Here is a 14,430-nt window from a genome sequence, read left to right as displayed (position 1 = left end):
CTCAGCCGGCGATCCGATCCCGGGGCCGAGCCCCTCCAGCTTCGCCGCCCTGCGTAGCCGCTTCATCACGGGCATCAAGAAAACGCGCCTTGAGGTCGACAGTCGATTTTACGCCGACATCCGCACGATGCCGGTCTAGCCATTTACTGGCTTCCAGCCTGCCGGCCCGCTGCAAATACATAAAGGTTTCCCAATCCGGTTTGATCTTGGACTCCGGGCTAAGAGAGCTTGTGTAGCGGCCAGCCTCGATGTGGTGGAAGCGATGCTTGACCAAACGCGCAAGCCGGCCGCGAAGCCCGAAACGTCCAAAGTGGCCAACCGCCTCACGCGCTGTCTCGATAATCTCGACATCGCGGATCAACGGCGCATTAAACGTCAGCCTGTTGGCATGATCCGCAATTTCTCGCACGCCCGTTGGCAACCCTGATTTCGCCGTAGGATTGAGCTGAACGATCAACGTATCGTTCACAGGGCTCTCACCGGCTAACGTTACGATATCGGGGTTGGCTGAAAAGCCGCCATCCCAATATGCTTTGCCATCGATCTCAACGGCATGATGGATCGTAGGCAAGCACGCTGAAGCCAGCACACTTTCGATTGTGAGTTCGTGATTGCGAAACAAACGCGCACGCCCCGTCGCAATATCAGTCGCTGCAATCAACAATTGGATGGGTGATCCATCTCGCAAGGCATCGAAGTCGATCGCATCGGTCAGAATCCGGCGCAACGGATCGAAGCCCAACGGATTAAAGTCATAGGGTGACCACAAACTGGCAACCTGCGTGAGTGCAGGTGAACGGCTGAGACTGTAGAGAAATGGATTCATCCGCAGGAGATCAGGTACCCCTGATTTGTAAACGGACTCCCAAACTTCATGCAGTTTAGCGCGTGCCGCCACGCGACCGCCGTTGACCAATCCGCCTGCGAGAGCAACCGCATTCACTGCTCCGGCACTGGTCGCGCTAACCCAACCAATCTCGATATTTTCTTCTTCGAGAAGCCGGTCCAGCACGCCCCACGTAAAAGCACCGTGGGCTCCCCCACCCTGCAAAGCCAGATTAATGGTCAACTGATTTTTAAAAATGCGCACGATTGCGGAGCACCCCCTTCATAAGGCCTTCAACGGCAATGACTAGTGAAGACTACGGACGAACAATAATGCCCATCCAGACCCAGACATGGACGCAGATCGGCCCGTGAGGGCTTGCCCTTAGTGAACTGAAATACGGTTTCCAACCGCCACGCGTCTCTCACCATAGATCAAGAATGGCGCACTGTGCGATCAACTCCACTGCGACACACTAGGTCTTCACAATCACGTTGCCGAGAGACCATAGCTATCAAGATCTGCGCTAGGCATATCCACGCACTATTCCGCCGAACAAAGGCAAATCCTGCTGGAGTGACAAATGGTCTTCGAAGTCATCGACAGTATCTCCCTCGCGTCAGGTGAGGCGAACGAGGATCGCTACGGACATTGCGGCGGACTAATGGCATGGGTCATCGATGGCGCCACTGACGTCATAGAAACACCACTGATCGGCAGTGGGACCGACGCCGCTTGGTTTGCGGAAGCAGTTCATCGCACTATCTCAACCGCCGCACTAATGCCGCCGGAGCACCTCGACGACTTTCCGGCGCGGATATGCGAAACCGTCGCTGCAGCATTCGATCGCGCAATCACGCGCCAACCTACCGGCCGGCATGAATATCCGTCTGCGACGACAATGATCATTCGCGCCAATGGTGATCGCGTCGACTATGTCGCGGTTGGTGACTGCGCGTTGATCGTACAAGCCGATGAGAACACGCACACCGTCGGGCTAGGAGGCGCGGAGGCCGGTGATCGGTCGACGGCAAAAGTCGTTGTTAGCCTTCAAGAGCAGAATGCAACTGCCTCACACGACGAGGTGAAAGCGCTCATATGGCCGAAGATTCGAAAACGCCGCGCAAAAATCAATTTGCCGGACGGATACGGTGCTCTGTCCATAACACCACCGCCGCCGAAGTTTGTCGCAACCGGTAGCCTCGATGTCACGCCAGGTGATCATATCTTGATTGCAAGCGATGGCCTCACGCGCTTGAGCGAACTTTACCAACGTTACAAGCCAAACGAATTGATCGACGCCGCCATCACACGTGGCCTAGAGGCGATCGTAAGAGAACTACGCGAAATCGAAATTGCGGATGCGTCTTGCAAAAGCCATCCACGTGTCAAAGCAACGGACGACGCCACCGGAATACTCCTGAAGATCATTTGATCTCGGCGCAATCAAAAATAAGATAACTTTTATTCCGCAGCTTCTTTGATGATTGACTCCAGAAGTTTGTCGACATTCTCCAGCGCTTTGCTGGAAGCTTCCCCTTTCCCTGCTCCCGGTCGGCGATACCCGACATGAACGACACCGGGTTCGGCGGCCGTTTCGTAGACAAACACAATGAACGGGCAAAAGCCGACGTTGGTAGGATCCGCCTCCATCATCTCCCGCGACAGCTTCGCCGAGCAGAATAAAAAGAATTTGGAACCGGTATAAATCGTCTTTGTCGAACCGACATCTCCACCGGTTCGCTCAAGCATTTTGTTCACCTCGCCGCTGTAGTCGATCGTCAATCCCTGATTGATGATCGCACTCTCGACATAAGCGGCAACATCAGCGAACGACTCCTGCGTTGAAACGCTGTTGAACTCTGACGCGCGTACAGCCTGAGGCAGAAAAAACGTTGCCATGAGAATGAGGTGAAACAGCCGTTTCATTTTCTTGTTCTCCGCATTGTCCTGCCCTCGCAACAACCGGCCCGCGGGCACTCACTGTTCGATACCGAGATCCGCAAATTTAAATCGTAGAGACTCCACCGTCTCACCGTTGACACCTTTAATTGTCAGCGCCACCTGCGCGCGCTCCCAGTCAATATCAACGAGACCAAAATTCGCCTCGCTGAATAACGCCGTAAGCAGCTCATCGGTTCTCCCGTCGCGTGACGGCCCATAGGGCCGGTTAAGCGAACTCGCTGTAAGTTCGGGCACGACCTGGCTGCCATTCACTGTCGTATAATAAATCGCCGACGCATGCCGGTCTCCCGAAAGCAGGATCGTACCCCTGGCGCCGACATCTCCCAAGAGCTGCAAAAGACGTGCGCGTTCCTTCGCCAGATTGCCCCAGCGTTCAAAGCCATGACCTTCCGACAAAACCTGTATCGATGAGATCAGGAGACGTATCTTGGCTGGCTTCTTGAGTTCTGCCTCGAGCCACTGCCATTGCGCTTCTCCGAGCATCGTCTGGTCCGGGTCGAAGGACGGTTCATAACGCCCCCAGAACGGGAATAGGTCGCCTTTGACCTTGAGAGCACTCCGAAAGGAACGCGTGTCGAGCATGATAATCTGCACGCGCGCATCATCGGGCCCAAAATATCGCGAATAATAAATCCCACCTGCAGGCTGAGGCGGTGCCATTTTCCAGAAATCGAGAAAGAGCTCAGTCGATAGCTCCCGATGCTGGAAATCCGCGCCTCCGTCATTAAGACCGTAATCGTGATCATCCCATGTGGCGAGAAACGGCAACGCGGCACGCGCTGTTGCGAATTCGGGTTGAACGGCCTGCATGCGATAGGCCTCGATCAGCTCATCCCCACCTGGGCTTTTGATATCCCCATAAACATTGTCGCCGAGCATGAGAAAAAGCTCTGGCCTTTGCTTGAGCCCAAGAACACCTTCCCAAATGGGCTGCGGGTGCAATTGGCTGAGACACGATCCAACCCCGATGCGAGTGAGCCGAGTTTGAGCATCCAATTCGAGCCAGGGCGTTTGCGGCGCAACAGATGTTTCTCGTACAGCTTCGGGAAAATCGGCTTGAGAAGCGGAAACTTCGGGCGTCCGCACCTCGATCTCCGCCGGCATCGATACTGAGCGCGTTGCCGTATCGCCGTCTGAAACGGCCGAGACAATTAGCAGGACCCCGACAACAAGCATCACCAACGGAATGCCAACAGCAAACCAAATCATATTCGAGGAACGAGACTTAGCTACTTGCAGTGTATTTCCCGAATTCGGAGAGGAGTGTGGAGAAGAGGTGTCGGGATCGTCACGCACAAATCGGTCCTCAACTCAGGTCATGCAGCGCCACTCGCGGTTCTAAAATCGCGAGGCGATATCGCAACAAAGTAGGTGCTCAACCGCAAATCAGTGTGACAAGGGCGGAGAGATCCGCCAGCAGAGCGTCCCCACGCACCGCTATGAGATAAAGGCCCCCAGCGATCACCAGTCCGACGACAGCGAAGACCACGCGCCGAACCCACGATGGCATAGCGAGATCGCCGGAAGTCACGATCCGATCGTCAGCATGGTTGTTCATGGCTCTGCCACTCCACGTAGGGGCGATGCACCCGCTGTCGCCATCTGCGGATTCAACCGCGCCACTGGCCGCTCTACGATAGGCCAGTGAACGATCGCAGCAAATAGCCCAAGCGCGATCGAGATCCACCACATCGCATCATAGGACTGGAAGCGATCATAAATCGCGCCGCCAAGCCACACACCCAGAAACGATCCGATCTGATGCGAAAAAAAGACAACGCCGTAAAGCATGGTCAACCATTTCGCCCCGAAAAACGTTGCGATCAGCCCACTGGTTAGCGGAATGGTCGACAACCATAGGACGCCGAGGAGACCACTGAGAATGATAATCGTCGGCCCATTCATAGGCAGATACAGGAAGCCGAAGAAGATGAAGACGCGGCAAATGTAAATGAGGCTGAGCCCGTAGCGCTTTGGCAGTCTGCGGCCCCATTGACCTGCGAGATAGGTCCCCAAAAGGTTACCCACACCGACAGCCGTCAGCCCCCACACACCGATCTCAGGACCCAGCCCCTGATCCGCAACGAACGGCGGCAAATGCGTTGCGTAAAAGATGACGTGAAATCCGCAAACAAAAAATCCGAGATTGAGGAGCCAGAAACTCGGCAGCCGCATCGCTTCCCGGAAAGCCTCGCCTGCCGATTGAGCCGAACTCTGCGTCGCCTCGTAAGTCGCACCTCCGCACAGCGGCCATACGAGCAACAGAATAATCATCGCTGTGCCCGCAAGCACGATGAGGCTTGTCTGCCAGCCCAGCGCCTCCATCAGCAGATGAGAATACGGCAACGCCAGAAGCAGCCCGATGCCTGCACCAATGCCAACCGTCGCGATTGCAGCCGTCCGCTCTTCCGGCGGAGCTGCCCGACCGACGGCTCCAACGGTCGCGTTGATGCCCGCTCCGGCGACCCCAAGCCCCAAGGCAACGCCAGACCAGATCAGATCCATTTCTGTCTTGGCCCAACACATCAGCAGCATGCCAACCGCCGTCGACACCGCACCGAACACAATGACGCGCCCCGCACCATACTTGTCAGATATGATCCCGAGAAATGGGGCGGCCATGCCCCATACGAGATTAGCCAGCGCAATCGCCAGCGCGAAAGCTTCGCGGCCCAAAGACAACGCCTCGGAAACCGGAACGACATAAAGTCCCATAACCTGCCTGAGACCCATGCCAATCGCGGCAATACTTGCCGCAGACAGAACGAGCAGCCAAAGCGGGCGCGCGTGGAATGGTTTACGCGCCTCAAGGACGGTCATTTTGATGCTCCGGTTTCAATTTGGTGCGGCGAGAGTTCAGTCCGTTCGAGTTCGACGATTGGGCCGTTGTTTTTCTTGAGCCCCCGGCCGACAAGATCAATCCGATCTACGTCCTCTCGGCGCGTAAACCTCAGCAAATTATATCGCGCAAGCACGCCAACGTCCTTTGCAATCGCATAGGAACCCGACGCAATTCCTATAACGGGTATTTTCCCACGTTTACCATCCGCATAAGTCCGCATATTGCGGTGATTATGCCCATGCAAAACGAGCTCGGCGCCATGCTGTTCTAATACCTCTCGAAACTCGTGTGCATCAACGAGTGCACGCCTCGGCGAAGCCTGCCCAGGCAACGGTGGATGGTGTATCAAAACAACACGGACGAGACCGTCTGCACGTAATTTATCGAGAATTCGTCCAAGCGCCGAGCGCTGCTTTTGGCCAACACGACCCGCCGCTACGAACACCGGAGTGGGAATTGCCGAATTGACCCCAACCAACGCGACATGACCAATTCGCCGCACATAAGGAAAGCCACTGTCACCCACTGAAAAAGCGGCACCGTAGCTGTCCGGCGACATGTAGTCGGCCCAACGCTGCACCCCCTCGTCACGGCGCATCGGCACATAGATGTCGTGGTTTCCGGGAATGACACTGACAGCGTCGGGTGAGCCCAGATTTTCTAGCCAGAGACGCGCAGCGGCCAGTTCTTGCGGCAACCCAACGTTCACGAGATCTCCGGTCACGGCGATATGATCCGGCGTCTGCGCCTTCATATCGGCAACGATATCTGCGACGACATCGGCCCGGCACACCCGTTTGCGCGAGCGATGCCAATTGATATAGCCAAGTGCGCGCTTCACATTCCAATGACGCGGTCCGAATCCCGCAATGGGCGAAAGGTGGACATCTGAGATGTGCGCGATCGTTACAGTGTTTTCTCGTACCACCAGCCTGCTCCAGACGGCCCAAATTCATTGCCAGCGAACGGATCTACGTAAAAGGATTAGCCCGTGCCAATATCCTGGATTTTGAAACGCGCGCGCCAATCTTACTGGCGCATGACCCGCCCCCTCACCATCGGTGCTCAAGGGTGTGTCATAGCACCGGACCGCCGAATTCTTTTGATCCGCCATACCTACAGGCCGGGTTGGCACTTTCCGGGAGGCGGCGTTGAAAAGAACGAGACCATCGAGACGGCACTAGCCCGAGAACTGAAAGAGGAAGCCGGCATTCAAATGACGGGGCGCCCCCAACTCTTCGGCATATATGCGAATTTTCGCTACTTTCCCAGTGATCACATTGCACTCTTCGTAGTTCGGGAATGGCAGCAACCCGTCGCCCCGAAGCCAAATTTTGAGATCGCCGAACACGGCTTTTTCCCGATAGACGCCCTGCCAGAACAAATCCACGCCTCAACACGCGCCAGAATTGACGAAATCAAAGGATCTGTATCCGTGGCAGAACTCTGGTAGACAATCCACCTCTACCCACCCGCCAATCGAGCGAAAGAAGCGACAAGAAAAAACCACCCTGAGGACCACACGCTCGTGAATAACCAGCTTAAAGTTGAAGCAGCTCCCGTCATCACCCGACCGGCAGAGCTTTCTGATTTGCCGGAAATTTCGCGCTTACACGCACGCGCATTCGGCCCCGGACGGTTTGCCCGTACGGCTTATCGCGTCCGCGAAGGCCGCACGCCGGTTTCTCCCTATTGTCGTGTTGCCGTTGCAAACGGAGCCATCATCGCGGCCCTCCGTTTCACGGAGATCTCGATTGGCGGAACCACGAGAGCACTACTTCTCGGCCCACTCGCCGTTGATCCGGCTTTTGCCAATAGGGGCTATGGGCGTCAGTTGATCGCTGAAGGCTTAGATTTGGCTCGTGCGAACGACATAGCCCTCGTCATCCTTGTCGGCGATGAGCCCTATTACGCGCGGTTCGGGTTTAAGCCGCTTCCGCCAGGAAGCATCACTTTCCCGGGCCCCGTCAATCCGGCACGCATCCTCGGCCTGGAACTTCAAACCGGCGCAGCGGCCAATTTCCACGGGTTGATCCAAGCCGCCTAAGCTGAAGAACAGCGGCTGGGATCACCGGATCGTCTAACCTCAATCCTCGAACGGATCACGCATGAGGATCGTGTCGTCGCGTTCTGGCGAAGTCGAGAGTAACGTCACGGGGCACTCAATGAGTTCCTCGATATGACGCACGTACTTGACGGCCTGCGCCGGCAAATCCGCCCACGTTCGTGCACCACGTGTGGAAGCTGACCAACCTTCGAACGTTTCCCAAATAGGACGCACGCGCGCTTGCGAGTTTTGTCCTGCCGGCAGACGTTCGATGCGCTCACCGTCGATCTCGTAACCGACGCAAACCCTAACCTCGTCAAAGCCATCGAGAACATCGAGCTTCGTCAACGCGATGCCATCGATCCCACCGACCTTGATCGCTTGTCGCGCGAGCACGGCATCGAACCAGCCACAACGACGTGCCCGTCCCGTGACGGTGCCAAACTCGTGGCCCCGCTCACCCAACGTCCGACCAATCTCATCCGTAAGTTCGGATGGAAATGGTCCAGAACCCACACGCGTCGTGTAGGCCTTGGCAATGCCGAGAACGTATCCAAGATTACGAGGACCAATGCCCGATCCCGTCGCCGCCTGCGCCGCCACCGTGTTCGAAGAGGTGACGAACGGATACGTGCCGTGATCGATATCAAGCAGAGTGCCCTGAGCACCCTCGAACAGAATGCGCTTACCTGCGCGGCGAGCGCTATCCAACAACTCCCACGTGACGTCCATGAAGGGCAGGATCTTCGTCCGCACTTCAGAGAGCTCCGCCATTAGCGCGTCTGCGCCCACCTCAGGCTTGCCCAGCCCGCGCCGCAAAGCATTGTGGTGAACGAGAATGCGTTCAACCTTTGGACCGAGGGTGTCGAGGTTTTTCAAATCGTTGATGCGGATGGCACGGCGGCCAACCTTGTCTTCGTACGCAGGTCCAATCCCGCGTCCGGTCGTGCCGATCCGACCGCCTCCCGCAGCTTCCTCGCGCATTTGGTCCAGCTCTCGGTGAAGCGGAAGGATGAGGGTCGCATTCTCTGCAACGCGCAGGTTATCTGCCGAAACGTTCACACCCTGCGCCCGCAGCCGTTCGATTTCGTCGCACAGCGCCCACGGATCGATCACCACGCCGTTGCCGATGATCCCCATCTTTCCTCCGCGCACGACGCTGGAAGGCAACAGCGACAGCTTGTACGTCTGCCCGCCGATAACCAGAGTATGGCCGGCGTTATGACCTCCCTGAAATCGAACGACGATGTCGGCGCGTTCCGACAGCCAATCAACAATTTTGCCCTTACCTTCGTCACCCCATTGGGCGCCAACAACCACGACGTTCGACATCTCGACCCTTCGTAAAAACACCGAAAGCCCCGGCACATGCCGGGGCTTTGAGATACTATAGTGCGTTCTGCCCCGTCTGAAAACGTTTATGAGTGCGACAGACGCTCTACAAGCCGTACAGAGAAAAAAACGCTTTTATAATCAGAATTTAAGAACGCGCTTCCCGTCGCATGCGCATGCCACTGATGGCAAGAACTATGCCGATAAGCCCGACCAGCACGTTGGCTATATCCAGTCCGAGTTCCAACAACTTCATATTGTTGAGCTTTTCCTGGCGCGTTCCACCGCCCTCAACACGCCGGGCCTGCGCGAAACTATCGGCGCCTGGTGAAGCCTGCGGTCGGGACGCCGAACGCTCCTGCTCCGGTGCCGCATTCTCTTCGCCAACGATCCACGAATAGCGCGCCAGCGCATCGCCTTCATGCATCAGTCTGTAGCCAAGCACGCCCGCCGCGACGGCAAACAGGATGAGCCCCAGGAAAATGTATCCGCGCCTGCCCATTCGAGCCTCCCCGATTTACGTAGTCTTGTTACTGGCCGTACATAATCTCGCGTGGCGACGGCCAAGCGACCTTATATCCGAAGTCAATGACCTTCTCTTCATCGACGTCAATCTGACTGTCCCAACTTATGATGCCGCGCTTGTCTTCGAGATTCTGCCGTGTCGGCTTATTCGCTCCGATGAACTCGACCGTAATTCCTTGCTGCTTAGACACTGGCAATTGATCGAGAACAGACAGAGTGATGGCGCGCTCGTGAAGGTTTTTCACACTGATTTTGAACTCACGCCGATCATTACGGGACGAGGAAATCAGACCACTCTCGCCTTGAACCTCTCCTGCAACCGCATAGCGGACACGCACGAGGTCGTCGGTCCCAAAACCAAGTTCCACCTCTTCGTTACCGCTCACCAGCGGCAACCGGCCCGTTCCGACGAACGTTTGATCGCGGAACAGCGAGACCTGTCCCGGCAACAGCGCCTCACGATCGGGTAGCTTAAATTTCGCGTAGAGATAGGCCGTAGGGTCAAGCTTGGGTACGGTCTTCACAACGAGTTGCGGCGCAACGGTATTTTGCGTGAGCTGCACGCGTTTGGTTTCACCCGTATCGGGAACTGAAGTTCGCTCCGAGACGCGATAAAGCGCCTGGAAGGGCGCGTTCTCAACGGTTGCCAGTCGCTGCTGCACTGCAACTTTGCGCGCGACCGCACCCATACGTTCGCGCGAATCCGCAATAACGGCTTCTTCTTGGGGACGGTTTCCGGCATCACCACGACGCTCCATCATCACTTGCGGAGCAGGAGAAGGGGGTGGAAGCGGCTTCGGCTCGACTCTGAAGTCAACAGTAATAGGCGTGAGCTCGGGAGCTGAAGATCCGGCCTTGGGTCGCGTCGTCGAGAGCGTCAACGATACGTCCTCCCAAGCCTCCCCGGTGCGTTGGGTAATGGTAGCACGCCGGACGAGATCCAGGCTTGGCTCAACGGTCTTCGAGCCTGTCGAAAGCCGTGCGTCGTACGACGGCTGCCAGGATGCGCCGCGCACCTGATAACGAACGATCATCTCGGCATCGAGCGCCGTTTGCGCCGCAACCGAGACCTTGACCTCTGTTCGCTCCTCCCTTTTGGGGGCCAGCAGAGCAAGCTCCTTTTGCAGATCTGCGATACGCCGGTCGAGATCTCGAATTTTGACGTTGGCCTCAAGGCGACCGCTCTGTGCGTCGTTCATGCTCGTGCCGATCAGCGCAAAAAGCGCTGACCAATCTTCGCGCGGAACCAAGGCGGACGCACCGGGCTGCGCAGGCTGGTTTGGCAGAGCCGCGAGGTTTTCAATGAGCCTGACTTGAGTGTCATATGCGGAGATCTGACCCTCGATAAGGGTCCTTTGATCCTTGAGCTTCTCGATTTCATCATCGATACGACGACGGGTCGAAGCCGCCGCTTGCGCATCGTCACGAGAGATGAAGATGCGACGGCTGTCGACCGCACCAATTTCCAAGACGCCGCTGGCCTTGCCTTCAACGCGTATTGAACTTGTATCAGCCTGTGCAGGCAGATCCTCGAATACGAGTGTCTGCGCACCGCTGTCCAACTTCACTTTGGCAACGCGCGTCACTTCCGCACCGGAGGGAAAGACCAGCACGCTATCGATCCGCGAGGGAACCTTTATGTCTTCCGCCACCGCTCCCGCGACGGTAACGACGGCAAAAAGGCAGGTGAAAGCAGCGCGCAGCATTGAGTGCCCCTCGTAGTGCTAAGTTTGTTCGGATCGGCCCGAGAAAATATCCCCTCGTGCGGCCTCAAGGCGACCGCATTATGACGACCGGTCCGAAAGGAGCATCAAAATCTTAGTCGACGCGCCCGCACAACGTGTTTGAGCTGGGAAACCTGCTTCAGTACCTCATCGGAAACGGCATCATCGAGCGCAACAACGGTAACGGCTTCCCCGCCAGGGGTCTCACGCCCTAGGTTAAACGTCGCAATGTTGACCCCGTTTTCTCCCATCAGCGTCCCAAAGTTGCCGATGAAGCCGGGTTTATCCTGGTTGCGCACAAACAGCATATGCTCGCTAAGAGCGAAATCCATATCGATATCACGCACCTGGATGAACCTTGGCCGTCCATCGACGGAGATCGTTCCCGCTACGGACCGCTCATAGCTATTCGTCTTCACCGTCAATTTGACGAAACTCTCATAAACATCGTGCTGAGAACACGTCATCTCTTCAACGGCGATCCCGCGTTGAGCTGCGTTGTGGGCGGCAGACACCATATTCACGTCCGGCATGGACGGACGCAGCAATCCACCCAGCGCCGCAGCGGTCAGCGGCTTCACATTAAGCCCGGCAGCCTCACCGCAATATTCAAGCCGAACACCCTTGATCGCCACGTCCGTTAACTGCCCGGCAAACGAGCCGAGCTGCTCTGCGAGAGTAACGTACGGCATCAATCGCGGCGCTTCTTCCGGCGTAATCGAAGGGAAGTTGATGGCGTTGGTAATCGCTCCCTTCAAAAGGTGGTCTGACATCTGCTCTGCGATCTGCAGTGCGACCTTCTCTTGGGCCTCACCGGTCGACGCACCGAGGTGAGGTGTGCAAATGACGTTATCAAAGAGAAATAGCGGATGATCGGTCGCCGGCTCCTGTTCAAAAACGTCGAGAGCCGCGCCCGCAATGTGTCCGGCCCGCAATGCGCTTGCGAGAGCCTCCTCATCAATCAAACCTCCACGCGCGCAATTGATGATGCGGACGCTCGACTTCGTCTTCGCAAGGGCCTCCGCTGACAAGATGTTACGTGTCTTGTCCGTGAGAGGCACATGGAGAGAAATGAAATCCGCACGCGTCAACAACGCGTCGAGTTCGACCTTTTCGACGCCGAGAGCCACCGCGCGGTCTTCCGTCAGAAACGGATCATAAGCGATCACGCGCATCTTGAGACCGATGGCCCGGTCGGCAACGATTGCACCGATGTTTCCGCACCCGATCACACCAAGTGTCTTGTTGAACAACTCAACACCCAGGAATTTCGACTTTTCCCATTTGCCGGCATGCGTTGAAGCATTCGCCTGCGGGATCTGGCGCGCAAGAGCCATCATCATCGAAAGGGCATGCTCCGCCGTCGTGACTGAATTGCCCGAAGGCGTATTCATCACGATAATGCCTTTAGCCGTTGCAGCCTTAACGTCGATATTGTCGACACCAATTCCCGCACGCCCAATCACCTTGAGACGATCCGCGGCCGCGATGACCTTCGACGTCACCTTGGTGGCCGAACGCACGGCAAGTCCGTCGTACTCGCCAATCACTCGCAAGAGACGCTCCGGATCTTTTCCAAGCGTCGGATCAAACGTCACGTCGAGGCCGCGATCCTTGAAGATCTGAACGGCTGTTTCAGAAAGCTTGTCCGTAATGAGGACCTTTGCAGTAGTCATGGATGTTCATCCTAAGAAACGAAACAAAAGGGGAGACACTCAGGGGCCATCCGCGGCCACAAGCTGCGCTCAGCTTTTGTGCGCCAGATCGGCGATACACCGCTCAAAAGCCCACTCGAGCCACGGCAGCAGCGCCGCCACATCGGCCGTTTCGACCGTGGCTCCAGTCCAGATGCGCAAACCTGGAGGCGCATCCCGATAAAACGAGATGTCCTTCGCGGCATCTTCAGCATCGAGCAGCGACGCAATGCCTTTGGCGAACTTCGCTTGCCGATCCAGAGACATCACACGTGGATCAACGATCTTCAGGCAAACCGAAGTGTTGGAGTAAGTTGCCGGATCGTCAGCAAGATTGGCGACCCAATCCGTTGCGTTGACCCAATCGATGAGCACGCGAGCATTCGCATCCGCCCGGGCCATCAAGCCCTTGAGACCGCCTTGATCCAGGGCCCACGCCAAAGCATCGAGATAATCTTCAACGGCCAGCATCGACGGGGTGTTGATCGTCTCGCCAACGAAAATGCCGTCGATGAGCCGGCCATCCTTCGTGAGGCGAAAGATCTTCGGCAACGGCCAGCGAGGGTTATAGGACTCGAGTCTTTCGACTGCGCGAGGGCTGAGGATAAGCATGCCATGCGCCCCCTCGCTCCCCAGCACCTTCTGCCAAGAAAACGTAAGCGCATCGACCTTGCCCCAGTCGATGGGCTGCGCGAAGGCACCCGACGTCGCATCAACCAGGGTTAACCCCGAACGATCCGCCGCGACCCACTCAAAATTGGGAATACGCACACCTGACGTGGTGCCGTTCATCGTGAAAACGACATCGCGCGAGAAGTCTACTGCACTGAGGTCCGGCAACCGGCCGTAATCAGCTTCCAGGCGACGTACATCATCCAGCTTGAGCTGATTGACGATGTCGCTGACCCAGCCTTTGCCGAAGCTCTCCCAGGCTAGGACATCGACACCGCGCTCACCGAGAAGCGTCCACATTGCCGCTTCGAAGGCACCGGTGTCCGAAGCAGGCATGATGCCGATCCGGAAATCGTCCGGCACTTCAAGAACAGCCCTGGTCCGATCGATAGCGAGCTGAAGGCGCGCCTTACCTTCGCGCGCACGGTGGGATCTGCCGAGAAATGCGTCCTTGAGAACCGCGGGGCTCCAGCCTGGACGCTTGGCGCAGGGGCCCGAAGAAAAATGCGGATTAGCCGGCCGAACGGCAGGCTTAGCAAGTGTCGTCATTGTACACTACCCTTCCAAGTAGCAGCCTCCCGTTGGGGGGAGGTGTCCCACTGACGACAATGACAGATCTGATCCGGGTCCGGCAATCTCAACGTTAGGATCATACGACCGACGGGCGACCAGCGCTTTACACCCGTTTAAACATCAAAGCGGGGCAACCGGTCATCCGGTTACCCCGCTCGCATCAGGCCCGTCCGCATATGACCTGACGTCAAAAACCTATTTAGCGATAACAACCGCTGTCAGCGTAGACC

Annotated in this window: 14 protein-coding genes; 3 read left to right on the top strand and 11 right to left on the bottom strand. The window is 56.9% G+C overall.

Going from position 1 to position 14,430, the window contains the following annotated elements; translation table 11 throughout:
* Nucleotide 1: 1 nt before the first annotated feature.
* Entirely contained in the window at nt 2–1,090 is a 1,089-nt protein-coding gene (locus tag YBN1229_RS01220) for a patatin-like phospholipase family protein (protein ID WP_046475712.1), read from the bottom strand.
* Nucleotides 1,091–1,409: 319 nt separating this feature from the next.
* On the opposite strand from YBN1229_RS01220, the gene YBN1229_RS01215 reads away from it, so the two are divergent.
* Nucleotides 1,410–2,261: a protein phosphatase 2C domain-containing protein gene (locus tag YBN1229_RS01215; protein WP_046475707.1), complete on the top strand. Its 852-nt coding sequence runs from the start codon at nt 1,410–1,412 to the stop codon at nt 2,259–2,261.
* 29 nt (nt 2,262–2,290) lie between these two features.
* Here the strand turns inward: YBN1229_RS01215 and YBN1229_RS01210 are convergent, their stop codons facing one another.
* From YBN1229_RS01210 to YBN1229_RS01190, 5 genes are all read right to left on the bottom strand, one after another.
* Complete coding sequence (locus YBN1229_RS01210) at nt 2,291–2,755, bottom strand: DUF302 domain-containing protein (RefSeq protein ID WP_076605364.1); 465 nt, start codon at nt 2,753–2,755, stop codon at nt 2,291–2,293.
* A 51-nt stretch (nt 2,756–2,806) separates the two neighbouring features.
* Nucleotides 2,807–4,000 (bottom strand): alkaline phosphatase D family protein, encoded by a 1,194-nt coding sequence (locus YBN1229_RS01205; protein WP_052743594.1) that lies wholly within the window; start codon nt 3,998–4,000, stop codon nt 2,807–2,809.
* A 166-nt stretch (nt 4,001–4,166) separates the two neighbouring features.
* Complete coding sequence (locus tag YBN1229_RS01200; protein ID WP_046475703.1) at nt 4,167–4,349, bottom strand: hypothetical protein; 183 nt, start codon at nt 4,347–4,349, stop codon at nt 4,167–4,169.
* The gene (locus YBN1229_RS01195; RefSeq protein ID WP_046475699.1) at nt 4,346–5,611 is read right to left on the bottom strand and encodes an MFS transporter; all 1,266 of its coding nucleotides are present in this window, start codon (nt 5,609–5,611) and stop codon (nt 4,346–4,348) included. The genes YBN1229_RS01200 and YBN1229_RS01195 overlap by 4 nt, the downstream gene beginning before the upstream one ends.
* Nucleotides 5,608–6,561 carry a metallophosphoesterase family protein gene (locus YBN1229_RS01190; protein WP_052743593.1) on the bottom strand — a complete coding sequence of 318 codons (954 nt, stop codon included), beginning with the start codon at nt 6,559–6,561 and terminating at the stop codon, nt 5,608–5,610. Before YBN1229_RS01190 ends, YBN1229_RS01195 begins: the two co-directional genes overlap by 4 nt.
* A gap of 63 nt (nt 6,562–6,624) precedes the next feature.
* Here YBN1229_RS01190 and YBN1229_RS01185 point away from each other — a divergent pair, with 63 nt between their 5' ends.
* Both YBN1229_RS01185 and YBN1229_RS01180 read left to right on the top strand, forming a co-directional pair.
* Entirely contained in the window at nt 6,625–7,086 is a 462-nt protein-coding gene (locus tag YBN1229_RS01185; protein WP_244466786.1) for an NUDIX domain-containing protein, read from the top strand.
* Between the two features lie 75 nt (nt 7,087–7,161).
* Nucleotides 7,162–7,680 carry a GNAT family N-acetyltransferase gene (locus tag YBN1229_RS01180; protein ID WP_046475692.1) on the top strand — a complete coding sequence of 173 codons (519 nt, stop codon included), beginning with the start codon at nt 7,162–7,164 and terminating at the stop codon, nt 7,678–7,680.
* Between the two features lie 39 nt (nt 7,681–7,719).
* On the opposite strand, the gene YBN1229_RS01175 is transcribed toward YBN1229_RS01180, so the two are convergent.
* The 5 genes from YBN1229_RS01175 to YBN1229_RS01155 all read right to left on the bottom strand — a co-directional run bounded on the left by YBN1229_RS01175 (nt 7,720) and on the right by YBN1229_RS01155 (nt 14,176).
* Nucleotides 7,720–9,012: an adenylosuccinate synthase gene (locus YBN1229_RS01175; RefSeq protein ID WP_046475688.1), complete on the bottom strand. Its 1,293-nt coding sequence runs from the start codon at nt 9,010–9,012 to the stop codon at nt 7,720–7,722.
* Nucleotides 9,013–9,160: 148 nt separating this feature from the next.
* Nucleotides 9,161–9,514, bottom strand: a complete 354-nt coding sequence (locus YBN1229_RS01170) for a hypothetical protein (RefSeq protein ID WP_046475685.1) — start codon at nt 9,512–9,514, stop codon at nt 9,161–9,163.
* Nucleotides 9,515–9,542: 28 nt separating this feature from the next.
* The gene (locus tag YBN1229_RS01165) at nt 9,543–11,243 is read right to left on the bottom strand and encodes a mucoidy inhibitor MuiA family protein (protein WP_046475680.1); all 1,701 of its coding nucleotides are present in this window, start codon (nt 11,241–11,243) and stop codon (nt 9,543–9,545) included.
* Between the two features lie 104 nt (nt 11,244–11,347).
* Nucleotides 11,348–12,937 carry a phosphoglycerate dehydrogenase gene (gene serA / locus YBN1229_RS01160; RefSeq protein ID WP_046475677.1) on the bottom strand — a complete coding sequence of 530 codons (1,590 nt, stop codon included), beginning with the start codon at nt 12,935–12,937 and terminating at the stop codon, nt 11,348–11,350.
* Between the two features lie 69 nt (nt 12,938–13,006).
* Complete coding sequence (locus YBN1229_RS01155) at nt 13,007–14,176, bottom strand: phosphoserine transaminase (protein WP_046475674.1); 1,170 nt, start codon at nt 14,174–14,176, stop codon at nt 13,007–13,009.
* Nucleotides 14,177–14,430 lie beyond the last annotated feature (254 nt).

The organism is Candidatus Filomicrobium marinum (assembly GCF_000981545.1).
GTDB lineage: Bacteria > Pseudomonadota > Alphaproteobacteria > Rhizobiales > Hyphomicrobiaceae > Filomicrobium > Filomicrobium insigne.
The sequence above is the reverse complement of the archived record's forward strand: the minus strand, read 5'-3'. Positions and strand labels throughout refer to the sequence as shown.

Coding starts and splice junctions, on each gene's coding strand:
- YBN1229_RS01175 (WP_046475688.1), bottom strand. CDS start 9,012: ATGTCGAACGTCGTGGTTGTTGGCGCCCAATGGGGTGACGAAGGTAAG.
- serA (WP_046475677.1), bottom strand. CDS start 12,937: ATGACTACTGCAAAGGTCCTCATTACGGACAAGCTTTCTGAAACAGCC.
- YBN1229_RS01165 (WP_046475680.1), bottom strand. CDS start 11,243: ATGCTGCGCGCTGCTTTCACCTGCCTTTTTGCCGTCGTTACCGTCGCG.
- YBN1229_RS01205 (WP_052743594.1), bottom strand. CDS start 4,000: ATGATTTGGTTTGCTGTTGGCATTCCGTTGGTGATGCTTGTTGTCGGG.
- YBN1229_RS01155 (WP_046475674.1), bottom strand. CDS start 14,176: ATGACGACACTTGCTAAGCCTGCCGTTCGGCCGGCTAATCCGCATTTT.
- YBN1229_RS01170 (WP_046475685.1), bottom strand. CDS start 9,514: ATGGGCAGGCGCGGATACATTTTCCTGGGGCTCATCCTGTTTGCCGTC.
- YBN1229_RS01215 (WP_046475707.1), top strand. CDS start 1,410: ATGGTCTTCGAAGTCATCGACAGTATCTCCCTCGCGTCAGGTGAGGCG.
- YBN1229_RS01200 (WP_046475703.1), bottom strand. CDS start 4,349: ATGAACAACCATGCTGACGATCGGATCGTGACTTCCGGCGATCTCGCT.
- YBN1229_RS01195 (WP_046475699.1), bottom strand. CDS start 5,611: ATGACCGTCCTTGAGGCGCGTAAACCATTCCACGCGCGCCCGCTTTGG.
- YBN1229_RS01210 (WP_076605364.1), bottom strand. CDS start 2,755: ATGAAACGGCTGTTTCACCTCATTCTCATGGCAACGTTTTTTCTGCCT.